The sequence below is a fragment of the Micromonospora sp. NBC_00898 genome, assembly GCF_045207895.1.
In the GTDB taxonomy this organism is placed as follows: domain Bacteria; phylum Actinomycetota; class Actinomycetes; order Mycobacteriales; family Micromonosporaceae; genus Micromonospora.
Genome location: NZ_CP108775.1, coordinates 1 through 25,461, shown reverse-complemented (window position 1 = coordinate 25,461; position 25,461 = coordinate 1). Strand labels below are relative to the sequence as shown.

The following is a 25,461-nucleotide window of genomic DNA, read 5'->3' as shown; positions in this document are numbered from 1 at the left end:
CGTCGACCGCGCTCCCGGCGGTCCGGAAGACGCCGTCCGGGGAGCCACCGCCGCCGGTCCGCCGGGCCTGCCTGGTCCCACCCGGGCACCCGCCACCCTCCGCCGTCACCATGGCGGGCGGGCGGACAGCCGGGTTGGGCGGCGGTGGCAGGGCGGTACTAACCTCGCATCCGGCGCGAGAGGAGATTGCCGCGATGTCGCAGCCGCAGCCGGGAGCAGACCGGCCGGGCGACGGGGGCACCCCGGTCACGGGCCGGGACCGGGATCGGGCGGTCACCGACCAGCCCGTACCGCCGTCCGCCGCGCCTCCCACGGGCCCGGACGGCACCCCCACGCCGCCCACGGACGCCCCGGCCGCGACCGGCGACGCCGCGCTGCCCGTGCCCGGCGACCAACCCACGCCGGACGACGACCGGACCGACGGCGACCGGGCGGACCCGGCCGGTACGACGGCCGATGACGGGAAGCTGGGCGCGACCGCCGCGACTGACGCGGCCGACGACGACGCGCCGGCCGCCGAGGACGAGATCCAGGTCACCGACGACGACCTCCGAACCACCGGTCCCGAGACCCCGGCCGCGACCGGCGCCCCGGCCGGCGACGGCGACGCGGCGACCGCGACCGGCGACGGCCCGGCGACGACCAACGGGGCCGGAACGACCCCGGCCGGTCCGGCCGTCGCGACCACCCCGCCTCCCGTCACCCCGGCCCGCGGCTCCGCCACCGTCCCGATCCGCGCCGAGCCGGCCCCACCACCCGACCCGACCCGGGTAACGAGCCGGCCAGACCCGACCCGCGTGGACGCCCGGCCAGACCCGACCCGGGTGGAGACCCGGCCGGAGCCGGCGGCCCCGCGGTGGAGCGGCTCGGCGGCCGTCCCGCCACCGCCGCCCCGCAAGCGCGGTTGGGGCGAGTCGGCCGAGCCCACCCCGCTCCCGCCGCCCGCGCCGGAGCACCAGGTTCCGGTCGACCCGTGGGCGGGCGCCGACACCAGCGGCTGGGAGCTGCACTCGGCCGACTTCCCGGCCCTGCCGCCGACGCTCCCCTACCCGGCGCAGCCGCACACGCTGCCCTACCCGGCGCCGCCGGCCGCCCCGCCGCCGGTCGTGCCCGCGCCGGTCGCCGCCCGTCCGGTGTCGCCGCCACCGGCGCCGGTGTCCCCGCCGCCGCCCGCGCCGGCCCGACCGCCGAAGCAGCGCCGCCGGTCGGCCCCGCCCCCGGCCGCCCCACCGCCGGACTGGCGGGCGCCGAAGGGGTACGTCCCGGTCCCGGTCCGCCGCCGGCGGCGCTGGCCGTGGCTGCTGCTGCTCACCGTCGCCTGCTGCTGCGGCGTCCCGCTCTGGTGGGCCCAGCCGCTCTCCGCCCAGTACCCGGCCAGCGCGGCGCTGCCGGACCAGGTCGCCGGCCTGCGGCTGCGCGAGGACGAGCGCAGCCAGGCCACCGCCGAGCGGTTGAAGACCGAGGTACGCCAGGCCCACCTGCTCGCCGAGGACACCTTCGCGGGTGTCTACGCCACGAACGACGGCAAGCGGGTGACGGTCTTCGGCGGCACGGGCTTCCGGTTCAGCCCGGAGTCCGACGCGAAGGCGGAGATCGCCCGGCTCACCGAGCGGTACGCGCTCGACCCCGCGGTGCCGGTGGAGACCGGTGTCCGGGGCCGGTACGAGCGCTGCGCGGTGGGCCGCGCCGACGGTGACGCGGTGGTGGTCTGCACCTCGGTCGACCATGGCAGCCTCGCCACCGGCGTCTTCACCCGGCTGTCGGTGGACGACAGCGGCGCCCTGCTGGACACGTTGCGCCAGCAGATCATCACCCCGGAGCAGTCCTGACCCTCACGTTCCGCAGTGTTTCAAATACATAAAGTCCTCGTTTGGTGCGACCGCATAACCGGCTGAGGGCTCACAATCGGGACATGTCGCGGCGTTGGCTGTTCGCCGATCAGCTGGGGCCGCACTTCCTCGACGACCGGCGACAGCCGGTCCTGCTGATCGAGTCGAAGGCGGTCTTCCGTCGCCGCGTCTACCACCGCCAGAAGGCCCACCTGATCCTCTCCGCGCTGCGGCACCGCGCCGCCGAGCTCGGCGACCAGGCGATCTTCCTGCGCGCCGAGACGTACGGGCAGGCGTTGAAGAAGGTCCGCGAGCCGCTGGAGATCTGCCATCCCACCTCGCGGCGGGCCCTGGCGTTCGTCCGCGGCCTGGACCAGGTCACCGTGCTGCCGGCGCGGGGCTTCGCGACCAGCCTCGAGGACTTCGCCGACTGGGCGGACGGCCGCCGGGGCGCGCTGCGGATGGAGGCGTTCTACCGGTTCGCCCGGGAGCACCACGGGGTGCTGCTGGACGGCGGCGAGCCGGTCGGCGGCCGGTGGAGCCTGGACGTCGAGAACCGGGAACCGCCGCCGAAGGACGGGAAGATCGACGTGCCGGCGCCGCCGATGCCGAAGGAGGACGACATCGACGCCGAGGTCCGGGCCGACCTGAACCGTTGGGAGCGGGAGGGGATCCGGTTCGTCGGCCGGGACGGGCCGCGCCGGTTCCCGGCGACCACGAAGGAGGCCAAGGCCCGGCTGCGGCACTTCCTCCGGCACCGGCTCGCCGCGTTCGGCCCGTACGAGGACGCGATGCTGTCGACCGACCCGTGGCTGGCGCACAGCATGCTGTCGTCGTCGTTCAACCTGGGCCTGCTGGACCCGGTGGAGGCGGTCCGCGGCGCCGAGCAGGCGTACCGCATCCAGGGCGCGCCGCTGGCCAGCGTGGAGGGCTTCGTCCGGCAGATCATGGGCTGGCGCGACTACATCTGGCACACCTACTGGTACTTCGAGCCGACCTGGCGCAACAGCAACAAACTGGGCGCGCGGCGGCCGCTGCCGGACTGGTGGAACGACCTGGACGCCGACGCGGTCGAGGCGCACTGCCTCTCCGACGTGCTCGCCGGGGTGCGGGACCGGGCCTGGGTGCACCACATCCCCCGGCTGATGGTGCTCGGCAACTACGCTCTCCAACGCGGCTTCCGCCCGGCGGAGCTGGTCGAGTGGTTCCACACCCGCTTCGTGGACGGGTACGAGTGGGTGATGACCGCCAACGTGGTCGGCATGAGCCAGTACGCCGACCTGGGCCGGATCACCACCAAGCCGTACGTCTCCGGCGGCTCGTACATCAACCGGATGAGCGACTACTGCAGCGGCTGCCGGTACGACCCGCGCAAGCGCCTCGGCGAGGACGCCTGCCCGTTCACCGCCGGCTACTGGGCCTTCCTGTCCGGCAACCGGGACCGCATCCCGAGCAACGCCCGGATGGCCCGCACCATGAAGCAGATGGACCGCCTCGCCGACCTCGACGCGGTGGTCGACCAAGAGAAACGCCGGGGCAGCGACCCGCCGTGACGGCACCGTGAAGCCGGCGCGGCGGGACCGCCGCCGCCCGGGGTCAGGACTCGGTCGGCGCCTCGCCGTCGACCGGCCCGCGGGCGCGCGGCGGGGCGTAGCGCGGCACGTACTCCTGGCCGGTCAGCTTCTGGATCTCGGCCATCAGCTCGTCGGTCATCGCCCGCAGCGAGGTCCGGTCGTCCGACCGGCCGGTGAAGTCCAGCGGCTTGCCGAACCGGATGCTGATCTCGGCCCGGCCGGGCCGGGGCACCCGGGTTCCGATGGGCTGCGCCTTGTCGGTGCCGGTCACGCCGACCGGGATGATCGGCACGCCGGCCGCCACGGCCAGCCGGGCCGCGCCGGTCCGCCCCCGGTAGAGCCGGCCGTCGGGCGAGCGGGTCCCCTCCGGGTAGACGGCGACGAGGTCACCGGCCTTGAGCACCGGGATGGCGGCGTCGAACGCCGACAGCGCCGCCCGGCCGCCGGCCCGCTCGACCGGGATGGCGCCCAGCCCGGTGAGCACGAACTTGGAGAAGGTGCCCTTCACGCCGGTGCCGTTGAAGTACTCCGACTTGGCCCAGAAGGCCAGGTGCCGGGGAACGACGGTGCCGAGCAGAAGCTCGTCGGCGACGGAGAGGTGGTTGCCCGCGAAGATCGCACCACCGGTCGCCGGAATGTGCTCCAACCCCTCCACGTGCGGACGGAAGGCCAACCGGAGCGTGGGCGCCACGATGAGCTTGCCGATGGTGTAGAGCAGGGGCACTGGTCCTCCGGCGGTCGTACGTGAACAGGCGATGTCACGGTAGCGGACGGTCCCATGCCGACCTGATCGGGTCGCCGGGCCGCCCGGGTGGTGGTCCGGCGGCGCGCACGCCGCCGGACCACCCGTCACCACCTCATACCCGCCGGACGACCACCGTCACCCGCTCGCCCTCGCCGGCCTCACCGGCGAAGCCGTCGGCGCCGTCGACCCCGTCGGCGAAGTCGATGGTGTCGGCCAGCACCTCCCGGGCCACGAAGTCGGTGTACGCGGACACCGCGGCCCGGACCTCCTCGGAGGCCGACAGCGACACCACGATCCGGTCGGAGACGTCCAGGTCGGCGTCCCGGCGGGCCTGCTGCACCACCCGGACCACGTCCCGGGCCAGCCCCTCGGCGGCCAGCTCCGGGGTGACCTCGGTGTCCAGCACGACCACGCCCTCACCGCCGGGCAGCGGCGCGGAGTGCTCCGCGTCGGCGGCGACCAGGCGCAGCTCGTACTCGCCCTCGGCGAGGGTGACCCCGGCGGCGACCGGGGCGCCGTCGACCAGCTCCCACTCCCCCGCCTTGACCGCCTTGATGACCTGCTGGACCTGCTTGCCGACCCGCGGGCCGAGCGCCCGGGGCACCACGGTCAGCACCTGCTGGCAGTACGCCGACACCTCCTCGGAGAACTCCACCGCCTTGACGTTGACCTCGTCGGCGACCAGGTCGGCGAAGGGCCGGAGCTGGTCGGCGACGGGCGAGGCCACGGTCAGCTTCGACAGCGGCAGCCGGACCCGCAGGCCCTTCGCCTTGCGCAGCGACAGGGCCGCCGAGGCGACCGCCCGCACGTTGTCCATCGCGGACACCAGCTCGCGGTCGGCTGGGAACTCCGCGGCCTCCGGCCAGTCGGTCAGGTGCACCGACCGCTCGCCGGTGAGGCCGCGCCAGATCTCCTCCGCGGTCAGCGGCGCCAGCGGCGCCACCACCCGGCAGAGCGTCTCCAGCACCGTCGACAGCGTGTCGAACGCCTCGGCGTCGCCGGACCAGAACCGGTCCCGCGAGCGGCGCACGTACCAGTTGGTCAGCGCGTCCAGGTAGGACCGGACGGTGGCGCAGGCGCCGGAGATGTCGTACGCCTCCATCTGCGCCTGGACCGTCGACACCAGCTCGTTCGTCTTCGCCAACACGTACCGGTCGAGCAGGTGCGTCGAGTCGGTGCGCCGGCGAGCGGTGTAGCCGTCCGCGTTGGCGTAGAGCGAGAAGAAGTACCAGACGTTCCACAGCGGCAGCAGCACCTGCCGGACGGCGTCCCGGATGCCCGCCTCGGTGACCGCCATGTCCCCGCCGCGCAGCACCGGCGAGGACATCAGCATCCAGCGCATCGCGTCCGAGCCGTACGCGTCGAAGACGTGGTACACGTCCGGATAGTTGCGCAGGCTCTTGGACATCTTGCGGCCGTCGGAGCCGAGCAGGATGCCGTGGCTGAGGCAGTTGCGGAACGCCGGCCGGTCGAACAGCGCGGTGGCCAGCACGTGCATGGTGTAGAACCAGCCCCGGGTCTGCCCGATGTACTCGACGATGAAGTCGCCCGGGTAGTGGTGCTCGAACCAGTCGGCGTTCTCGAACGGGTAGTGCACCTGGGCGAACGGCATCGAGCCGGACTCGAACCAGCAGTCCAGCACCTCCGGCACCCGGCGCATCATCGACTTGCCGGTCGGGTCGTCCGGGTTGGGGCGGACCAGCTCGTCCACCGCCGGCCGGTGCAGGTCGGTCAGGCGTACGCCGAAGTCCCGCTCGATGTCGGCCAGCGAGCCGTACACGTCCAGGCGCGGGTAGTTCGGGTCGTCGGAGCGCCACACCGGGATCGGCGAGCCCCAGAACCGGTTCCGGCTGATCGACCAGTCGCGGGCGTTGGCCAGCCACTTGCCGAACGAGCCGTCCTTGATGTGCCCCGGGGTCCAGTTGATCTGCTGGTTCAGCTCGACCATCCGGTCCTTGAACTTCGTCACCGCGACGAACCACGACGACACCGCCTTGTAGACCAGCGGGGTGTCGCAGCGCCAGCAGTGCGGGTAGGAGTGGGTGTAGGTGTCCTGCTTGAGCACCACCCCCCGCTCCTTGAGCCCCCGGATCACCGGCTTGTTGACGTCGAAGACCTGCTCGCCCTGATACGGCGGGACCAGCGCGGTGAACCTCGTGTGATCGTCCACGGTGACGATGGTGGGGATGCCGGCGGCGTTGCAGACGTTCTGGTCGTCCTCGCCGAAGGCGGGGGCCAGGTGGACGATCCCGGTGCCGTCCTCGGTGGTGACGAAGTCCGCGCCGAGCACCTGGTACGCGTTCTCCCCGGCCTGGTCGACCAGGAAGTCGTACAGCGGGGTGTAGCGGCGCCCGACCAGGTCGCGGCCGTACACCGTGCCGACCTGCTCGAACCCCTCCAGCTCCTTGGCGTACGCGCCGAGCCGCGCCGAGCCCACGACGTAGCGGGAACCGTCGCGGTCCAGCACCGCGTACTCGATGTCCGGGCCGACGGCGAGCGCCAGGTTCGACGGCAGGGTCCACGGCGTGGTGGTCCAGACGCCGAGGTTGACCGGCCCGCGCACCAGCTCCGGGGCGCTGTCGTCCGGGGTCAGGCCGAGCCAGACCGACAGGGTCGGGTCGTGCCGGTCCTTGTAGACGTCGTCCATCCGGGTCTCGGTGTTCGACAGCGGCGTCTCGCAGCGCCAGCAGTACGCCAGCACCCGGAAGCCCTCGTAGACCAGACCCTTGTCGTGCAGGGTCTTGAAGGCCCACATGACGCTTTCCATGTAGTCCAGGTCGAGGGTCTTGTAGTCGTTGGCGAAGTCGACCCAGCGGGCCTGCCGGGTGACGTACCGCTCCCAGTCCTGGGTGAACTCCAGCACCGAGGTGCGGCAGGCCTCGTTGAACCGGGCCACGCCGAGGTCGAGGATCTCCCCCTTGCTGGTGATGCCGAGCTGCTTCTCGGCGACCACCTCGGCGGGCAGGCCGTGGCAGTCCCAGCCGAAGCGCCGCTCGACGTGCCGGCCACGCATGGTCTGGTAGCGCGGCACCACGTCCTTGACGTAACCGGTGAAGAGGTGGCCGTAGTGCGGCAGGCCGTTGGCGAAGGGCGGGCCGTCGTAGAAGACGTACTCGTTCTTGCCGTCCGTCCCGGCGGGGCGGGCCTCGACGCTGGCCTCGAAGGTCTTGTCGGCCGTCCAGTGCTCCAGGACCCGGCGCTCGACCGCGGGCAGGTCCGGGCTCGCCGGGACACCGGCGGCGGTCGGGTCGTGCAACGGATAGGCCATCGGGGGTCGCTCTCCTCGCGCAGCTCACTCATCTGTGGTCTGCGAGGACGAGCCCTTTCCGGTACGCCGTCCGGCGCTCCGGGTCAGGCCCGCGGTACCACCCCGCTTGACGGTCAAGGTGCGACCGCCCGCTCGTTGGCCGGCTGTGACGGGCCGTCCCGTCCGGTTCTACTGGGCCGGTCACCCGGCTGTTCTTCCGGAGGCTCGCCGGTGATGGCCGGGTCGTCGCCTGTGTGCCGCCAAGCGTACTCGATCGGGTACGGAGATCGCCGCCGAGTAATCTCGGCGGGTGATCCGGATCGAGTTGGACGAGCCGACACTGGCTCGTACCCGGATCGCCACCAGCCCGCTCTGGGAGGCGATCACCAGCCTCTACCTGCTGCACCGGCATCCCGACGAGGCACCCTGGCCGTACACGGGGTGGGCCCGGCACGCGCGCCGGATGCTGGCCGAGGTGCCCGAGACCCGTCCGGCGCGCCTCTTCTTCGTCGCCGGCGCACGCTCCCCGGACTTCCTCACCCCGATCCCACCGGGCCCCGCCCCCACCATCGAGCAGGAACTGGCCGCGCTGCGGGCGACCCCGCCCGAGGTGGTCGCCGCGCAGATCCCGAACTACCACCGGCCGGACGACCTGCCGGAGTGGCTGCGACCGTTCGTCGACGACCCGACCCGGGCGTTCGGCCGGCTGGCCGACGGGCTCGCCGCGTACTGGGAGGCGGCGATCGCGCCCTGGTGGCCGGCGATGCGGGCGGCGCTCGACGAGGAGGTACTGCACCGGGCCCGGTCCCTCGCCGCCGACGGGCCGGACGCGCTCCTGGCCGACCTGCACGAGCGGGTGCGCTGGGAGCGACCGGTGCTCACCCTGGTCAAGCCGCCGGAGCAGCATTTCAGCGCGGTGGACCAGCGGCTGCTGCTGATCCCACTGATCTTCTCCCGGGGCGCGCTCGCCTGCTCCACCGACGACGCCGAGGTGGTCGCCGTCTCGTACCAGGCCCGGGGTGCGGTGCTGCTGGCGGACGGCACGCCGGCTCCGGCGGAGCCCGCCGCGCCCGCCACCGACCGGCTGGCCATCCTGGTCGGCCGGGGACGCGCGGGGGTGCTGCGGGCGCTGACCCGCCCGGCCACCACCGCCGGGCTCGCCGCCACCCTGGGCCTGGCGCCGAGCACCGTCTCGGAGCACCTCGCCGCGCTGCTCGCCGCCGGTGTGGTGCACCGCCGCCGGGTCGGCCGGCGGGTGCTGTACGGGCTGGAACCCGCCGGTCTGGCCCTGGTCCGCCTGATCGGCGCGGAGGCCGCGACCGCCTCGGCCTGAGGATTCGGCCAACGCCGAATTCGTTTCCCCGTCCCGCCCCGGCTCCCTAGATTCGCCGGCATGAGCGAGTACGCGATCGAGGCGGCCGGGCTGCGCCGCACCTACCGCAGCCGAACAGGGTGGCTACGACCCCAGCGCCGGGAGGTGGAAGCGGTCCGCGGCGTCGACCTGACGGTCGGCAACGGGGAGCTGTTCGGCCTGCTCGGGCCGAACGGCGCGGGCAAGACCACCACCATCAAGCTGCTGAACACGCTGCTCATCCCGACCGCCGGCACTGCCCGGATCTGCGGTCACGACGTGGTGGCCGAGACCCGGGAGGTACGCCGCCGGATCGGGTACGTCTTCGGCGGCGACCGGGGCCTGTACGACCGGCTCTCCGCCCGGGACAACCTGCGCTACTTCGCCGAGCTGTACGGCGTGCCCGGGCGGGAGCAGAAGCGGCGGATCGCCGAGCTGCTGGAGCTGGTCCGGCTCACCGGCCGGGAGGACGAGCGGGTGGAGGGCTACTCGCGGGGCATGCGGCAGCGGCTGCACATCGCCCGCGGCCTGCTGCACCGCCCGCAGGTGCTCTTCCTCGACGAGCCGTCGATCGGGGTGGACCCGGTGGCCGCCCGGGAGCTGCGGCAGACCGTCGCCGACCTGGCCGCCACCGGCACCACCGTGCTGCTGACCACCCACTACATGGCCGAGGCGGACGAGCTCTGCGGCCGGATCGCGGTGATCGCGAACGGCACCATCCAGGCCCTCGGCACGCCGGCGGAGCTGCGACACCACGCCGACGGCCGCCAGGTGCTGGAGGTCGAGGCGTACGGGGTGGGCGACGCCCAGCTCGCCGCGATCCACGCCCTGCCCGGGGTACGCGAGGCGAGCGTGACCGTCGCCGGGGCGGCGCAGGTGCTGACCGTGCAGTCCGACGCGGGGGTGGACGTGCAGGCCGACGTGCTGCGGGAGCTGGACGGCGTCCGGCTGGGCCGGGTCACCGCCCGGCAGCCCACCCTGGAGGACGCGTACGTGGCGATCGTCAACCGGGTCGCCGCGCAGGCCCGCCCGGTCGAGGCGGTGGCCGCGTGAGGACGCTGCGGATGATCGCGGTGGGCGCGCTGCTGCACGCCAAGCAGCTCAGCCGCTCCCCGTTCGAGATCGCGACCGCGCTGATCGTGCCGGTGGTGCAGGCGACCCTGGCGGTCTACCTGTTCCGGGCCGGCGGCGAACCGGGCCGGCTGCTGGAGGCCGCGGTCGGCGCGGGCCTGATGGGGGTCTGGTCGTCGGTGCTCTTCGGTTCCGGCGGCGCGATCCAGGGCCAGCGCTGGCAGGGCACCCTGGAGATGATCATGCTGGCGCCGCGCCCGCCCGCGCTGATGATCCTGCCGATCACCCTGGCCACCGCGCTCACCGGCACGTACGCGATGCTCGCCACCCTGCTCTGGGGCCGGGTGCTGTACGGCATCCCGCTGAACTTCGCGCACCCGGTCCTCTTCCTGGTCGCGGTCCCCGGCTGCGTGCTCGGCCTGGGCATGTTCGGCCTGCTGCTGGCCTCCACCTTCGTGCTGATGCGTAACGCGAACGCGCTGACCAACACGCTGGAGTACCCGATCTGGCTGGTCTCCGGGATGCTGGTGCCGCTCACCGTGCTGCCCGGCTGGACCGGCCCGATCGCCGCCGCGCTGCCCACCACCTGGGGCGCCCGGGCGGTCCGTGAGGCGGCCACCGGCGGGCCGGTCTGGCCCTCCCTCGGCATCTGCCTGGCGATCAGCCTCGGCTGCCTGGCCGTGGGCGCGCTGATGATGACCTACGTCGAGCGACGGGCCCGCGCCGCGGCGACCCTCGCGCTGGCCTGAGGAGACGACGATGACGGCACTCTTCCGGCTGATCGGTGTGGGCGGTGTGATCGCCTACCGGGCCCTGTTCAACTGGACCACCCCGGCGATGTTCATCGGCTCGCTGCTGGTCGGCCCGATCTTCCAACTGCTCTTCTTCGCCTACCTGGGCCGCCAGCTCGGCGTCGCCGACGACCGGTTCTACATCGTCGGCAACGCGGTGCTCGCCGCCTCGCTGTCCTGCGTCTTCGGCGGCACGATGGCGGTGGCCAACGAGCGCCGCTTCGGCACCCTCGGCCACGTGCTGCTGTCGCCGCGCAGCCGGACCGCCGTCTTCCTCGGCCGGGCCCTCCCGTACGCCGGCAACGGCCTGCTGATCGCGGTGAGCACGCTCACCGTCGGCTCGCTCCTGCTCGGCCTGCGGATGCCCGTCGACGCCCTGCCCGGCCTGCTGCTGACCCTGGCGGTGGGCTCGCTGGCCTGCGGCTTCTTCGGCCTCACCCTGGGCGCGGTGGGACTGCGGTTCCGGGACGTCTGGGTGGTCTCCAACGTCTCGGTGGCGCTGCTGCTCCTGCTGACCGGGGTGAACGTTCCCGCCGCCGGGCTGCCGGCCTGGATGCGCGCGGTCGGCGAGGTGCTGCCCATCACCCATGCCGCCCGGGCGGCCCGCCACCTGGCGGTCGGCGACGGCTTCGCGGCCGCCGCCCCGGACCTCACTGCCGAACTCGCCGTCGGCGCCGGCTACGCCGTGCTGGCCGCCGTCCTCCTGAAGGTCTTCGAGGCCGAAAGCCGCCGCCGAGCCTCCCTGGACACCCTCTGACCCCACCCACCCCAGTCCGGTGATCATGAAGTTGTTGTCACGACACGCCGCGGTCGCCGACAACAACTTCATGATCAACCGCGAGGCGGGCGGGCCCATGACGACCGTCACAGCCGGGTGGCGTCACACCGCCGGCACCGTCGCCCGTCGTACGGGTGTATCCGTTCAACGAGGGAGGCCAGGATGAGTCGGATCGACATGGCGGCGGTGGCGCCGGAGGCGTACCGGGCGGTGCTGGGGCTGGAGAAGTACGTCCAGACCAACGTCGACCACACGGTGCTGGAGCTGGTGAAGCTGCGGGCGTCGATGCTCAACGGCTGCTCCTTCTGCGTGGACATGCACAGCCGGGACGCGCTCGCCGCGGGCGAGTCCAGCCGGCGGCTCTTCGCGGTCGCCGCCTGGCGGGAGGCGCCCTTCTTCGACGAGCGGGAGCGGACCGCGCTGGCGCTGACCGACGCGGTCACCCGGCTCGGCGAGCACGGCGTGCCGGACGAGGTCTGGGACGCCGCCGCCAAGGTGTGGTCGGAGAAGGAGCTGGCCGACTTGGTCGTCGCGATCGCCACAATCAACGTGTGGAACCGGATCGCGGTGACCAGCCGGACCGAACCGCCGACCGAGGTGTGACCGGAACCGCGCCGTGGCAGGCGGCCTACGCGCTGCAGGCGCACCGGCCGATGCTGCTCGGGCTGGCGTACCGGCTGCTGGGCAGCCTGCACGACGCGGAGGACGTGCTCCAGGAGGCGTACCTGCGCTGGCTCGGCGCCGACCGGGAGTCGGTCGCCGAGCCGCGCCGGTACCTGTCCCGGGTGGTGACCCGGCTGGCGCTGGACCGCCTGCGGGCCCGGCAGGCCGCCCGGGAGACGTACATCGGGCCGTGGCTGCCCGAGCCGGTGCCGACCGCACCGTCCCCGTTCGGCCCGCTGGACAGCGCCGAACTGCGCGACTCGCTCTCCACCGCGCTGCTGCACCTGCTGGAACGGCTCACCCCGCCGGAGCGCGCGGTCTACGTGCTGCACACCGCGTTCGCGCTGCCGTACGCCGAGATCGGCGACATCCTGGACCGGTCGGCGGCCGACTGCCGGCAGCTGCACCACCGGGCGGCCGCCCGGATCGCCGACGGTCGCCGGCGGTTCACCGCCGGCCCGGCCGAGCAGCGGCGGCTGCTGGACGCCTTCCTGGCCGCCTCCCGCGACGGCAACCTGACGCGGTTGACCGAGCTGGTGGCGTCCGACGCAGTCTCCTGGAACGACGGGGGCGGCGCCGTCCGGGCGGCGCGCAACCCGGTGCGCGGCGCGGACCGGATCGCCCGCTTCTTCGCCGGCCTCTACGGCCGGGGACGCCCCATCGAGGCGGCCCCTGCCGAGCTCAACGGCGGGCCGGCGCTGGTGCTCCGCTGGTCCGACGGGACCCGCTACACGCTGGCCGTCGCGGCTGCGGACGGCCGGATCACCGACCTCTACCTGGTCGGCAACCCGGCGAAGCTGTCCCGGCTGCCCGGCTGAGCACACGGAACGGCCCCAACCCCGGTCCGGGGTCGGGGCCGTCGATGGCTCAGCCCAGCTCGGGGAACCAGAGGGCGAGCTCGCGCTTCGCGCTGTCGATCGAGTCGGAGGCGTGCACCAGGTTCTCCCGATTGGACAGGGAGAGGTCGCCCCGGATGGTGCCGGCGACGGCCTTGCGGCCGTCGGTGCTGCCGATCATGCCGCGCACCACCTCGATCACCTCGTCGCCGGAGAGCACCAGGGCGACCAGCGGGCCGCTGGTCATGAAGGTCTTCAGCGGCGGGTAGAACGGCTTGTCGACGTGCTCCGCGTAGTGCAGGTCGGCGAAGTCGCCGTCCATCGTCCGGGTCACCATCGCGTCGATCCGCAGGCCCTTGCGCTCGAAGCGGGACACGATCTCGCCGACCAGACCACGGCGGACCGCGTCGGGCTTGATCAGTACGAGCGTGCGCTCATCGGCGCTGCTGCTGGACACGCTGGGTTCCTCCTGTGCGCGGAAGCCGGTCGGGCTGGGTAGGTTCAGCCTAGCGACCCGGTCCCGGCGTCGGCGCGGCGGCTGCTCTTCCCCTCGGTCGCCGATCCGGCCTAGCCTGGCCCTAGACCCCTGGGAGGTCCACTGTGGCGAACGGCGGGAACCGACCCATCGCGCCGGTGCGCAAGCTGATCGCAGCGGTGCTCGGCACCGTGGCGACCTTTGTCGTGCTGTTCGGGCTGGGGATGACCAGCTGGGCCATCGTGGCCCTCGGCGTCGCGCTGCTGGTGCTGGCGATCGCCCTGGCCACGGTACGCGGCGGCGGGCGCACCTGGGTGGTCGGCGTGGGGCACGTGCACAGCGCCTCCGAGCCGCCCACGCAGTACGCGTTCGGCCGTTGCGAACTCCAGCTGGTGATCGACGCCCCCGGCCTGCCGCCCCGCTCCAAGAAGATCATCGAGCCGCGGGTGCCGGTCGCCAAGTGGCCGTCGCTGGGCCAGCCGCTGCCCATCCGGGTCGCCCTGGACGACCAGCGGCACGTCCGCGTCCTCTGGGACGAGGTGCCCACCCACGCCGAGACGGCCGCCGCGACGGCGGACCTCCCGCCGGAGTACGCCGGCGCCGAGCCGGTCGACGAGGTGCTGATCGCGCAGGAGGCCCCGCCGTGGGCCGACCGCGCCCCGGAGGACGACTTCCGCGACGACTTCCCACCCGCGCCGGACCCGCTCCTCGACGACGTCACCCTGCTGCCCGAGGACCGCGAACCGGTGGTGGTGCACCAGCGCCCGGGCGGGCAGGTGGTTCTGGAGGGCACCGTGGTCGAGCAGCCGATGACCGGGCCGCTGCCCCGCCGCGCCACCCCGGCGCCCCGCCCGCCGGCCGAGGAGCGGTTCGACACGACGGTGCCGGTGGACCCGATCGACCTCCCGCTGGACGACCCGGCGCCGGAGGCACCCCCGACCGCGGAGGAGCTGGACGAGGCCATCTTCGGGTACGCGGGCGACGACGCCGCCGACGTGGCCGCTCCGATCAGCGGCATCGGCATCACCCTGCTGGTGACCGACCTGACCCGGTCGCTGGGGTTCTACCGGGACCTCGGCTTCGACGAGGTGGACCGGGGCGCCGGCAACGCCGTCCTCGCCTCCGGCACGACCCGCCTGGTGCTGAGGGAGGTCACCGGGGCGGCCCCGATCAGCCGGCGGCTGGTCCACGTCAACCTGGAGGTCGACGACATCCAGGCCGCGTACGAGCGGCTGCGCGGTTCCGGCGTCCGCTTCACGTACGCCCCGCGGGTCGTCAACCGGGGCGCGAAGCTGGAGGTGTGGGCAGCGGCGTTCCGCGACCCGGACGGCCACGGCATCGCCCTCACCCAGTGGCGCACCCTCGCCGACGCCTGACAGGCGGGCCGGGCGCCGACGACGCCCGGCCCGGCTCAGCCGAGGATGACCCGGCGGACGTGCAGGGCGTAGGCCCACACCAGGGCGAAGATGACGCCCAGCACCAGCAGCGACCAGTGCAGCAGGCCGGAGAGCATCAGCAGACCCTGCACCACGGTGCCCGCGTGCCAGGCCCACGGCCGCCCCATCCGGCCGGCGAGCACGACGCAGGCCACGGCCAGCGCCACGATCGCCGCGATGGCGGCACCGCCGAGGTCCCCACCGACCACCCGGATCGGCTGGATGGCGAGCAGCAGCACCAGTGCCTCCAGGGCCAGCGTGCCGGCGCCGAGCCCGCGTACCGCCTTCTCCGGGTTGCGCAGGCCCGACCGCCGTTGTCCCGGCGCGGGCCCGCCGGGCTCCCCGATCGGCGTCTCCGGCCCTTCCGGACCGCCGGTCCCGGCAGCGCCGTCCGGCCCGGCGACCGCTCGGTCCGGGACGCCGGCCGCAGCCGACGGCGACCCGGACGCCGGGGCGGCGTCGGGATCCGGCCGGCCGGCCGCGCCCGGTTGCTTCTCCACCGGGCCGGTCATCGCTTCAGCAGCCGGCGGGCGTCGGCCACGGTCACCACCGACCCGGTGATCAGCACGCCGACCCCGGACAGCTCGCCGGGCACGTCGGACTCCGCCTCGGCGATGGCCGCCTCGATGGCGTCCGGCATCTCCTCGGCGACCTCCACCCGCTCCGACCCGAAGACCTCCCGGGCCAGCTCGGCGAGCTCCTCGACCGGCATCGCCCGGGGCGAGCTGTTGCCCGTGACCACCAGGTGGTCGAGCACCGGGTCCAGCAGCTCCAGCAGGCTGGCCGCGTCCTTGTCGCCGAGCACGGCGAGCACGCCGACCAGCTTGCTGAACGCGAACTCCTCCTGCAGCGCGGTGACCGTGGCGGCCATCCCGTGCGGGTTGTGCGCGCCGTCGAGCAGGACCGTCGGGGCGGTGCGGACCTTCTCCAGCCGACCGGGCGAGCTGGTCGCGGCGAAACCCTCCCGGACGGCCTCGATGTCCAGCTGCCGCCGAGCGCCGGCGCCCAGGAACGCCTCGACGGCGGCGAGCGCCACGGCGGCGTTCTGTGCCTGGTGGGCGCCGTGCAGCGGGATGAAGATCTCGTCGTACACCCCGCCGAGGCCCTGGATGGTGAGCACCTGGCCGCCGACCGCGACCGCCCGGCGGAGCACGCCGAACTCGGCGCCCTCCCGGGCGACGGTGGCGCCGACCTCGGCGCAGCGCGCCAGGATCGGCCGGGCGGCCTCCTCCTCCTGCGCGGCGCAGATGACCGTCGCGCCGGAGTGGATGATGCCGGCCTTGTGCAGCGCGATGTCCTCGATGGTGTCGCCGAGCCACTCGGTGTGGTCCAGCCCGATCGGGGTGAGCACGGCCACCCCGGCCTGGATGACGTTGGTGGCGTCCTCGGCGCCGCCGAGCCCGACCTCGACCACGGCGACGTCGACCGGCGCGTCGGCGAACGTGGCGAACGCCAGCGCGGTGGTCATGTCGAAGTAGGTCAGCGGCTCGGCGGAGCGCTGGTCGACCAGCTCGGCCAGCGGCTCCACCTCGCGGTACGTGGCGACGAAGCGCTCCTCGCTGACCGGCTCCCCGTCCAGGCTGATCCGCTCCCGGACGGTCTCCAGGTGCGGGCTGGTGTAGCGGCCGGTGTGCAGCCCGAAGGCCCGCAGCAGCGAATCGATCATCCGGGCGGTCGAGGTCTTCCCGTTGGTCCCGGTCAGGTGGATCGACGGGTACGCCCGCTGCGGACTGCCGAGCAGGTCGAGCAGCATCTCGATGCGGTCCAGCTCGAAGTGCATGCGGGTGAAGCCGCGGGCGGCCAGGGCGGCGTCGACGGCGGCGAATTCGGTGCGGTCGGTCACGAGGGCAGCGCCTCCAGGGCAGCGTCGATCCGGATGAGGTCGGCCTCGGCCACCGCGAGCCGGTCGCGGATCTTCGCCACCACCGGCTCCGGGGCCTTCCCGACGAACGCCGGGTTGTCCAGCTTCGCCCGGGCCTGCGCGACCTCCTTCTCGGCGGCCGCCCGGTCCTTGGTGAGCCGGGCCCGCTCGGCGGCCACGTCGATCGAGCCGCGGGTGTCCAGCGCGACGCTGACCTCCCCCGGCATGGCGAGCGTGGCGCTGGCCTGGAAGTCGTCGGTGGGCGCGTCCAGCCGGACCAGCGACCGGATCAGCGTCTCGTGCGCGGCGATGCCCGCCGGCGCGAGGCCGTCCAGTCGGGCCGCGACCCGCTGCGTCGGCCGCAACCCCTGGTCCGACCGGAACCGGCGGATCTCGGTCACCACCCGCTGGAGGGTGCCGACCTCGCCTTCCGCGGCGTCGTCGACCAGCGTACGGTCGGCGAGCGGCCAGGCGGCCGTCATGACCGTCTCGCCGCCGGTCAGCGCCGTCCACAGCTCCTCGGTGACGAACGGGATCACCGGGTGCAGCAGCCGCAGCAGCTGGTCCAGCACGTGCCCGAGCACCCGCCGGCTGACGTCGGCGGCCGGGCCACCCTCGGCGAGCACCGGCTTGCTCAGCTCCACGTACCAGTCGCAGACGTCGTCCCAGGCGAAGTGGTACAGCAGGTCGCAGACCTTGGCGAACTCGTACGCCTCGAACTGCTCGTCCACCTCGGCGGTGACGTGCGCCAGCCGGGACAGGATCCACCGGTCGACGGTCGACAGCGTCCCGGCCTCCGGCAGCGGGCCGTCGGTGTGGGCGCCGTTGAGCAGCGCGAACCGGGTGGCGTTCCAGAGCTTGTTGCAGAAGTTGCGGGAGCCCTGGCACCACTCCTCGCTGACCGGCACGTCCTGGCCGGGGTTGGCGCCCCGGGCGAGGGTGAACCGGGTGGCGTCGGCGCCGAACCGGTCGATCCAGTCCAGCGGGTCGACCACGTTGCCGAACGACTTCGACATCTTCTTGCCGTGCTCGTCGCGGACCATCCCGTGCAGGGCCACCACGTCGAACGGCTGGACGCCGTCCATCGCGTACAGGCCGAACATCATCATCCGGGCGACCCAGAAGAAGAGGATGTCGTACCCGGTGACCAGCACGCTGGTCGGGTAGAACTTCGCCAGGTCCGGGGTCCGCTCGGGCCAGCCGAGGGTGGAGAACGGCCACAGCCCGCTGGAGAACCAGGTGTCGAGGACGTCCTCGTCCTGGCGCCAGCCCTCGCCGGTGGGCGGCTGCTCGTCGGGTCCGACGCAGACGATCTCGCCGTCCGGGCCGTACCAGACCGGGATGCGATGGCCCCACCAGAGCTGTCGGGAGATGCACCAGTCGTGCATGTTGTCGACCCAGGCGAAGTAGCGCTTCGCCAGCTCGGCCGGCTCGATCTTCACCCGGCCGTCGCGGACCGCGTCACCGGCCGCCTTGGCCAGTGGCGCGGTGTTGACGAACCACTGCAGCGACAGCCGCGGCTCGACGGTGGTCTTGCACCGGGAGCAGTGCCCCACCGCGTGCACGTACGGCCGCTTCTCCGCGACGATCCGGCCCTGCTCGCGCAGGGCGGCGACGATCGCCGGGCGGGCCTCGTACCGGTCCAGCCCCTCGAACGGGCCGTGGGCGGTGATGATGCCGCGCTCGTCCATGATCGTCAGGGAGGGCAGGTCGTGCCGCTGGCCGATCTCGAAGTCGTTGGGGTCGTGCGCCGGGGTCACCTTCACCATGCCGGTGCCGAAGCTCGGGTCGACGTGCTCGTCGGCCACGATCGGGATCCGCCGGTCGGTGAGCGGCACGGCGACCTCGGTGCCGATCAGGTGCCGGTACCGCTCGTCGTCGGGGTGCACCGCCACCGCGGTGTCGCCGAGCATCGTCTCCGCCCGGGTGGTGGCCACCACGACGTCGTCGCTGTAGCGGATGGAGATGAGCTCACCCTCGTCGTCGGTGTGCTCCACCTCGATGTCGGACAGCGCGGTGAGGCAGCGGGGACACCAGTTGATGATCCGGTTGGCCCGGTAGATCAGCCCGTCGTCGAAGAGCTTCTTGAACATGGTCTGCACGGCCCGGGACAGGCCCGCGTCCATGGTGAAGCGCTCGCGGTCCCAGTCCACGGCGTCGCCGAGCCGGCGCATCTGGCCGAGGATCGCGCCGCCGGACTCGGCCTTCCACTGCCAGACCCGCTCGACGAACTTCTCCCGGCCCAGGTCGTGCCGGGACAGGCCTTCCCCGGCGAGCTGCCGCTCGACCAGGTTCTGGGTCGCGATGCCGGCGTGGTCCATGCCGGGCAGCCAGAGCGCCTCGAAGCCCTGCATCTTCTTCCGCCGGGTCAGGGCGTCCATCAGCGTGTGCTCGAACGCGTGGCCCATGTGCAGCGAGCCGGTGACGTTCGGCGGCGGGATGACGATGGTGAAGGGGGGCTTGTCGCTCTCCGCCGACGCCCGGAAGTGGCCGGCGGCTACCCACTGCTCGTACCGTCGCTGCTCTACCTCGCCGGGCTGGTACTGGCCGGCAAGGGTCGGGGCGTCGGGGCGTCGGGCATCCAGTCTCTCGGTCACCCTGAAAGTCTACGGAGCGCTTCGGCGGACCTGACGTGCGCCACCTGTTGTTCGCGTACGGTGGCGGACATGTCCGACGCACATCTCACCGAGCGTCAGCTCGGCGACGGGCCCGAACCGGTCGACCTGACCGACGAGCCGATCCAGCTGAGCCGCCGCGACGCCGCCGCGCTCGACGTCGAGGGAAAGCCGCCGGCGTCCCGTCGCCGGCGGGTGGTGCTGACCGTCGCGCTGGTGGCCGGACTGGCGGGCCTGGGTGCGCTCGGCGCCGGCGGCTGGCGGGTGTGGGAGCAGAAGGACACCGACCTCACCACCCCGGCGAAGGTGGCCGGCCTGACCCGCGACGACAGCGAGCGGGCGCGCAGCACCGCGGACTACCTGCGGGACGGCTTCGCCGCCGACATCGACCTGGACAAGAGCTTCGGCACCGTCTACAGCGACCCGGCGGACGCGAAGCGCGCGGTGCTCGTCTTCGGCGGCACCACCCTGCTGTGGCAACCGGAGCGGGATTTGAACAGCCTCTTCGGCCTGATGGCCGACTCGACCGGCAAGGTCACCGGGCTGCGCGAGGTGGACGCCGGCCGGCTGGGCGGTGTCATGAAGTGCGGTACGACCAGCGGCGACGGCGGCGACTTCGCCGTGTGCGGGTGGGCCGACCACGGCAGCGCGGTAATGGCGATGTTCCCGGGCCGTTCCGTAGCGGAGGCCACCGGCCTGTTCCGCCAGCTCCGCGAGGGCATCCAGAACCGCTGAACGACAAATGGGCTGCGCCGCGGCGTAGCCCATTCAACAATGCGCGGAAACGCAGATGAGGCCACCCCGAAGGGTGGCCTCATCTGGCATGTTTGTCCGGCGGTGTCCTACTCTCCCACACCCTCCCGAGTGCAGTACCATCGGCGCTGGAGGGCTTAGCTTCCGGGTTCGGAATGTTACCGGGCGTTTCCCCTCCGCCATGACCGCCGTAACTCTATCGACATGTCAAACAACACCACCACACGTGGTCTGTTGTTCGTTTGTCGGGAGTTGCACAGTGGACGCGTAGCAGCTTGGTAGTCAAGTCCTCGGCCTATTAGTACCGGTCAACTGAACCCGTTACCGGGCTTACATTTCCGGCCTATCAACCCAGTCGTCTAGCTGGGGGCCTTACCCCACAAAGTGGGTGGGATACCTCATCTTGAAGCGAGCTTCCCGCTTAGATGCTTTCAGCGGTTATCCCTTCCGAACGTAGCTAACCAGCCGTGCCCCTGGCGGGACAACTGGCACACCAGAGGTTCGTCCGTCCCGGTCCTCTCGTACTAGGGACAGCCCTTCTCAAGTATCCTACGCGCACGGCGGATAGGGACCGAACTGTCTCACGACGTTCTAAACCCAGCTCGCGTACCGCTTTAATGGGCGAACAGCCCAACCCTTGGGACCTGCTACAGCCCCAGGATGCGACGAGCCGACATCGAGGTGCCAAACCATCCCGTCGATATGGACTCTTGGGGAAGATCAGCCTGTTATCCCCGGGGTACCTTTTATCCGTTGAGCGACACCGCTTCCACATGCCAGTGCCGGATCACTAGTCCCGACTTTCGTCCCTGCTCGACCTGTCAGTCTCACAGTCAAGCTCCCTTGTGCACTTGCACTCAACACCTGATTGCCAACCAGGCTGAGGGAACCTTTGGGCGCCTCCGTTACCCTTTAGGAGGCAACCGCCCCAGTTAAACTACCCACCAGACACTGTCCCTGAACCGGATAACGGTCCGAAGTTAGATACCCAAATCAACCAGAGTGGTATTTCAAGATTGCCTCCACCCATACTGGCGTATGGACTTCACCGGCTCCCACCTATCCTACACAAGCTAATTCGAATACCAATGTCAAGCTATAGTAAAGGTCCCGGGGTCTTTCCGTCCTGCCGCGCGTAACGAGCATCTTTACTCGTAATGCAATTTCGCCGGGCCTGTGGTTGAGACAGTGGGGAAGTCGTTACGCCATTCGTGCAGGTCGGAACTTACCCGACAAGGAATTTCGCTACCTTAGGATGGTTATAGTTACCACCGCCGTTTACTGGCGCTTAAGTTCTCCGCTTCGCCCCGAAGAGCTAACAGGTCCCCTTAACGTTCCAGCACCGGGCAGGCGTCAGTCCATATACATCGAATTACTTCTTCGCATGGACCTGTGTTTTTAGTAAACAGTCGCTTCCCCCTGCTCTCTGCGGCCATACAACGCTCCACCCGCGCGGGGCTTCACGTCTCCGGCCCCCCTTCTCCCTAAGTTACGGGGGCAATTTGCCGAGTTCCTTAACCACAGTTCGCCCGATCGCCTCGGTATTCTCTACCTGACCACCTGTGTCGGTTTGGGGTACGGGCCGCTAAGAACTCGCTAGAGGCTTTTCTCGGCAGCATAGGATCACTGACTTCACCTGAATCGGCTCGGCATCACGTCTCAGCCTATATGCACCGCGGATTTGCCTACGGCACGGCCTACACGCTTACCCCGGCACAACCACCGGCCGGGCTCAGCTACCTTCCTGCGTCACCCCATCGCTTGACTACTACCCGCCAGGTTCCCACGCTCACCGCGTTTGGTCCGAAGACCGCCCACAGATCGGGTGGTTAGCACAACGAGGTTCGTCAGGGTCGCTCTTTCGCGGGTACGGGAATATCAACCCGTTGTCCATCGACTACGCCTCTCGGCCTCGCCTTAGGTCCCGACTCACCCAGGGCGGATTAGCCTGGCCCTGGAACCCTTGGTCATCCGGCGGAAGGGTTTCTCACCCTTCTTTCGCTACTCATGCCTGCATTCTCACTCGTGCCGCGTCCACAACTGGGTCACCCCGTTGCTTCACCCCCGGCACGACGCTCCCCTACCCATCCACACACCTGCACAAGGAATCAAGTCCAAGCGAGGTTGAAATGTGAATGCCACAGCTTCGGCGGTGTGCTTGAGCCCCGCTACATTGTCGGCGCGGAACCACTTGACCAGTGAGCTATTACGCACTCTTTAAAGGGTGGCTGCTTCTAAGCCAACCTCCTGGTTGTCTATGCGACTCCACATCCTTTTCCACTTAGCACACGCTTAGGGGCCTTAGCTGGTGATCTGGGCTGTTTCCCTCTCGACTACGAAGCTTATCCCCCGCAGTCTCACTGCCGCGCTCTCACTTACCGGCATTCGGAGTTTGGCTGATTTCGGTAAGCTTGTGGGCCCCCTAGACCATCCAGTGCTCTACCTCCGGCAAGAAACACGCGACGCTGCACCTAAATGCATTTCGGGGAGAACCAGCTATCACGGAGTTTGATTGGCCTTTCACCCCTAACCACAGGTCATCCCCCAACTTTTCAACGTTGGTGGGTTCGGCCCTCCACGCGGTCTTACCCGCGCTTCAGCCTGCCCATGGCTAGATCACTCCGCTTCGGGTCTAGGACACGCGACTGAATCGCCCTATTCAGACTCGCTTTCGCTACGGCTCCCCCACACGGGTTAACCTCGCCACGTGCCACTAACTCGCAGGCTCATTCTTCAAAAGGCACGCCGTCACCCCGCAAGGCTCCGACGGATTGTAGGCGAACGGTTTCAGGTACTATTTCACTCCCCTCCCGGGGTACTTTTCACCATTCCCTCACGGTACTCGTCCGCTATCGGTCACCAGGAAGTATTTAGGCTTACCAGGTGGTCCTGGCAGATTCACGGCAGATTTCAGGGGTCCGCCGCTACTCGGGAACACCCACAGAAGGTCAGCAACTTTCACGTACCGGACTATCACCGTCTACGGTTGGCTTTTCCACACCATTCGGCTAGCCACTGACTTTGTAACTCCTCGAACAAGTGTCAGCTCGTTCAGCGGGGTCCCACAACCCCGACCACGCAACCCCTGACAGGTATCACACGCAGCCGGTTTAGCCTCAATCCGCTTTCGCTCGCCACTACTCACGGAATCACTATTTGTTTTCTCTTCCTACGGGTACTGAGATGTTTCACTTCCCCGCGTTCCCTCCATACACCCTATGTGTTCAGGTGCAGGTGACACCACATGACTGGTGCCGGGTTTCCCCATTCGGACACCCTGGGATCACAGCTTGGTTGACAGCTCCCCCAGGCCTATCGCGGCCTCCCACGTCCTTCATCGGCTCCTGGTGCCAAGGCATCCACCGTTCGCCCTTGACAACTTGACCACAAAGATGCTCGCGTCCACTGTGCAATTCTCAACAAACGACCAACCCACAACCCGATCCGCCCCACACCAAACCCGACGACCCGCCGGCGGTATGCGAGGCCAGGCCATGCCTGGCAGACTCCCGAAACCTCAACGGCCTCGGACCAGTCTCTGAAAGACAACCAAGGTTGTTCCTTCAGGACCCAACAGGGTGCTCTACATCCTCCCCCAGCCGCACCAGGACTTCATTCCACACCACCGAAGTGGCCGTACTAGAAGGACCCCGGCCGTTGCCGAAGGAAAACTCGCCAGTGTCTCCGCCATTGAGCACCCCGACCCGACATTCGCGGGCCGCGGGCTCCTTGCACCCTTTCAGGTGAAGGTGCTCCTTAGAAAGGAGGTGATCCAGCCGCACCTTCCGGTACGGCTACCTTGTTACGACTTCGTCCCAATCGCCAGCCCCACCTTCGACGGCTCCCTCCCACAAGGGGTTGGGCCACCGGCTTCGGGTGTTGCCGACTTTCGTGACGTGACGGGCGGTGTGTACAAGGCCCGGGAACGTATTCACCGCAGCGTTGCTGATCTGCGATTACTAGCGACTCCGACTTCACGGGGTCGAGTTGCAGACCCCGATCCGAACTGAGACCGGCTTTTTGGGATTCGCTCCACCTCACGGTATCGCAGCCCATTGTACCGGCCATTGTAGCATGCGTGAAGCCCTGGACATAAGGGGCATGATGACTTGACGTCATCCCCACCTTCCTCCGAGTTGACCCCGGCAGTCTTCGATGAGTCCCCGCCATAACGCGCTGGCAACATCGAACGAGGGTTGCGCTCGTTGCGGGACTTAACCCAACATCTCACGACACGAGCTGACGACAGCCATGCACCACCTGTGACCGCCCCCGAAGGACCCGACATCTCTGCCGGTTTTGCGGCCATGTCAAACCCAGGTAAGGTTCTTCGCGTTGCATCGAATTAATCCGCATGCTCCGCCGCTTGTGCGGGCCCCCGTCAATTCCTTTGAGTTTTAGCCTTGCGGCCGTACTCCCCAGGCGGGGCGCTTAATGCGTTAGCTGCGGCACAGGGAACCGGAGAGGCCCCCCACACCTAGCGCCCAACGTTTACAGCGTGGACTACCAGGGTATCTAATCCTGTTCGCTCCCCACGCTTTCGCTCCTCAGCGTCAGTATCGGCCCAGAGACCCGCCTTCGCCACCGGTGTTCCTCCTGATATCTGCGCATTTCACCGCTACACCAGGAATTCCAGTCTCCCCTACCGAACTCTAGCCTGCCCGTATCGACTGCAGGCCCGCAGTTGAGCTGCGGGTTTTCACAGTCGACGCGACAAGCCGCCTACGAGCTCTTTACGCCCAATAAATCCGGACAACGCTCGCACCCTACGTCTTACCGCGGCTGCTGGCACGTAGTTGGCCGGTGCTTCTTCTGCAGGTACCGTCACTTACGCTTCGTCCCTGCTGAAAGAGGTTTACAACCCGAAGGCCGTCATCCCTCACGCGGCGTCGCTGCATCAGGCTTCCGCCCATTGTGCAATATTCCCCACTGCTGCCTCCCGTAGGAGTCTGGGCCGTGTCTCAGTCCCAGTGTGGCCGGTCGCCCTCTCAGGCCGGCTACCCGTCGTCGCCTTGGTAGGCCATCACCCCACCAACAAGCTGATAGGCCGCGAGCCCATCCCAGGCCGAAAAACTTTCCACCACCAGTCATGCGACCAGCAGTCCTATTCGGTATTAGCCCCGGTTTCCCGGGGTTATCCCAAAGCCTAGGGCAGGTTGCTCACGTGTTACTCACCCGTTCGCCGCTCGAGTACCCCGAAGGGCCTTTCCGCTCGACTTGCATGTGTTAAGCACGCCGCCAGCGTTCGTCCTGAGCCAGGATCAAACTCTCCAACAAAAACTTGTTGAAAACATGTCCTGACAACAAAAGTGTTGCCAAAGGAATCCAAACCAACAACCCTCCCGAAGGAGAACTGCCAGTCCGGGGTATAAATCAATTTGGCACTGGCTTATCAAGCACCCTGTTGAGTTCTCAAAGAACAACCACACACCATCC

16 protein-coding genes and 3 rRNA genes are annotated in these 25,461 nt (G+C 70.0%); 10 read left to right on the top strand and 9 right to left on the bottom strand.

What is annotated here, in order from left to right; all coding sequences use genetic code 11:
- The first annotated feature begins 194 nt into the window (after positions 1–194).
- Both OG799_RS00095 and OG799_RS00090 read left to right on the top strand, forming a co-directional pair.
- Positions 195–1,829 (top strand): hypothetical protein, encoded by a 1,635-nt coding sequence (locus OG799_RS00095; RefSeq protein WP_406041802.1) that lies wholly within the window; start codon positions 195–197, stop codon positions 1,827–1,829.
- Between the two features lie 83 nt (positions 1,830–1,912).
- Positions 1,913–3,382 (top strand): cryptochrome/photolyase family protein, encoded by a 1,470-nt coding sequence (locus OG799_RS00090; RefSeq protein WP_406041800.1) that lies wholly within the window; start codon positions 1,913–1,915, stop codon positions 3,380–3,382.
- A gap of 43 nt (positions 3,383–3,425) precedes the next feature.
- Here the strand turns inward: OG799_RS00090 and OG799_RS00085 are convergent, their stop codons facing one another.
- Both OG799_RS00085 and ileS read right to left on the bottom strand, forming a co-directional pair.
- Positions 3,426–4,127 (bottom strand): lysophospholipid acyltransferase family protein, encoded by a 702-nt coding sequence (locus OG799_RS00085; RefSeq protein WP_406041798.1) that lies wholly within the window; start codon positions 4,125–4,127, stop codon positions 3,426–3,428.
- 133 nt (positions 4,128–4,260) lie between these two features.
- Positions 4,261–7,416: an isoleucine--tRNA ligase gene (ileS, locus tag OG799_RS00080; RefSeq protein ID WP_406041796.1), complete on the bottom strand. Its 3,156-nt coding sequence runs from the start codon at positions 7,414–7,416 to the stop codon at positions 4,261–4,263.
- A gap of 289 nt (positions 7,417–7,705) precedes the next feature.
- On the opposite strand from ileS, the gene OG799_RS00075 reads away from it, so the two are divergent.
- The 6 genes from OG799_RS00075 (at position 7,706) to sigJ (ending at position 12,867) form a co-directional block, all read left to right on the top strand.
- Entirely contained in the window at positions 7,706–8,728 is a 1,023-nt protein-coding gene (locus OG799_RS00075) for an ArsR family transcriptional regulator (protein ID WP_406041795.1), read from the top strand.
- A gap of 60 nt (positions 8,729–8,788) precedes the next feature.
- Positions 8,789–9,799, top strand: coding sequence for an ABC transporter ATP-binding protein (locus tag OG799_RS00070; RefSeq protein WP_406041794.1), 1,011 nt, complete (start codon positions 8,789–8,791; stop codon positions 9,797–9,799).
- Complete coding sequence (locus OG799_RS00065; RefSeq protein ID WP_406041792.1) at positions 9,796–10,566, top strand: ABC transporter permease; 771 nt, start codon at positions 9,796–9,798, stop codon at positions 10,564–10,566. The genes OG799_RS00070 and OG799_RS00065 overlap by 4 nt, the downstream gene beginning before the upstream one ends.
- Before the next feature lie 10 nt (positions 10,567–10,576).
- On the top strand, positions 10,577–11,365 hold the full coding sequence (locus OG799_RS00060) for an ABC transporter permease (protein ID WP_406041790.1): 789 nt from the start codon (positions 10,577–10,579) through the stop codon (positions 11,363–11,365).
- A 183-nt stretch (positions 11,366–11,548) separates the two neighbouring features.
- Positions 11,549–11,989, top strand: a complete 441-nt coding sequence (locus OG799_RS00055; protein WP_406041788.1) for a carboxymuconolactone decarboxylase family protein — start codon at positions 11,549–11,551, stop codon at positions 11,987–11,989.
- Positions 11,986–12,867, top strand: coding sequence for an RNA polymerase sigma factor SigJ (sigJ, locus tag OG799_RS00050; RefSeq protein WP_406041786.1), 882 nt, complete (start codon positions 11,986–11,988; stop codon positions 12,865–12,867). Before OG799_RS00055 ends, sigJ begins: the two co-directional genes overlap by 4 nt.
- Positions 12,868–12,916: 49 nt before the next feature.
- Here the strand turns inward: sigJ and ndk are convergent, their stop codons facing one another.
- Complete coding sequence (ndk, locus tag OG799_RS00045; protein WP_406041784.1) at positions 12,917–13,342, bottom strand: nucleoside-diphosphate kinase; 426 nt, start codon at positions 13,340–13,342, stop codon at positions 12,917–12,919.
- 143 nt (positions 13,343–13,485) lie between these two features.
- Between ndk and OG799_RS00040 the strand changes: the two genes are divergently transcribed.
- On the top strand, positions 13,486–14,736 hold the full coding sequence (locus tag OG799_RS00040) for a VOC family protein (RefSeq protein ID WP_406041782.1): 1,251 nt from the start codon (positions 13,486–13,488) through the stop codon (positions 14,734–14,736).
- A 35-nt stretch (positions 14,737–14,771) separates the two neighbouring features.
- Here the strand turns inward: OG799_RS00040 and OG799_RS00035 are convergent, their stop codons facing one another.
- From OG799_RS00035 to OG799_RS00025, 3 genes are read right to left on the bottom strand one after another with little or no spacing between them, the layout of a single operon-like run.
- Entirely contained in the window at positions 14,772–15,308 is a 537-nt protein-coding gene (locus OG799_RS00035; RefSeq protein WP_406041780.1) for a DUF4233 domain-containing protein, read from the bottom strand.
- Positions 15,305–16,639, bottom strand: coding sequence for a bifunctional folylpolyglutamate synthase/dihydrofolate synthase (locus OG799_RS00030; protein WP_406041778.1), 1,335 nt, complete (start codon positions 16,637–16,639; stop codon positions 15,305–15,307). The genes OG799_RS00035 and OG799_RS00030 overlap by 4 nt, the downstream gene beginning before the upstream one ends.
- The gene (locus OG799_RS00025) at positions 16,636–19,254 is read right to left on the bottom strand and encodes a valine--tRNA ligase (RefSeq protein ID WP_406041776.1); all 2,619 of its coding nucleotides are present in this window, start codon (positions 19,252–19,254) and stop codon (positions 16,636–16,638) included. The genes OG799_RS00030 and OG799_RS00025 overlap by 4 nt, the downstream gene beginning before the upstream one ends.
- A 69-nt stretch (positions 19,255–19,323) precedes the next feature.
- Between OG799_RS00025 and OG799_RS00020 the strand changes: the two genes are divergently transcribed.
- The gene (locus OG799_RS00020; protein WP_406041774.1) at positions 19,324–20,007 is read left to right on the top strand and encodes a hypothetical protein; all 684 of its coding nucleotides are present in this window, start codon (positions 19,324–19,326) and stop codon (positions 20,005–20,007) included.
- A 94-nt stretch (positions 20,008–20,101) separates the two neighbouring features.
- Here the strand turns inward: OG799_RS00020 and rrf are convergent.
- The 3 genes from rrf to OG799_RS00005 all read right to left on the bottom strand — a co-directional run bounded on the left by rrf (position 20,102) and on the right by OG799_RS00005 (position 25,302).
- Positions 20,102–20,218: ribosomal RNA gene (gene rrf, locus OG799_RS00015) — 5S ribosomal RNA — on the bottom strand.
- An 85-nt stretch (positions 20,219–20,303) separates the two neighbouring features.
- Positions 20,304–23,411: ribosomal RNA gene (locus OG799_RS00010) — 23S ribosomal RNA — on the bottom strand.
- A gap of 374 nt (positions 23,412–23,785) precedes the next feature.
- A 16S ribosomal RNA gene (locus OG799_RS00005) occupies positions 23,786–25,302 on the bottom strand.
- Together the 16S, 23S and 5S rRNA genes form the textbook arrangement of a ribosomal RNA operon.
- Positions 25,303–25,461: the final 159 nt, after the last annotated feature.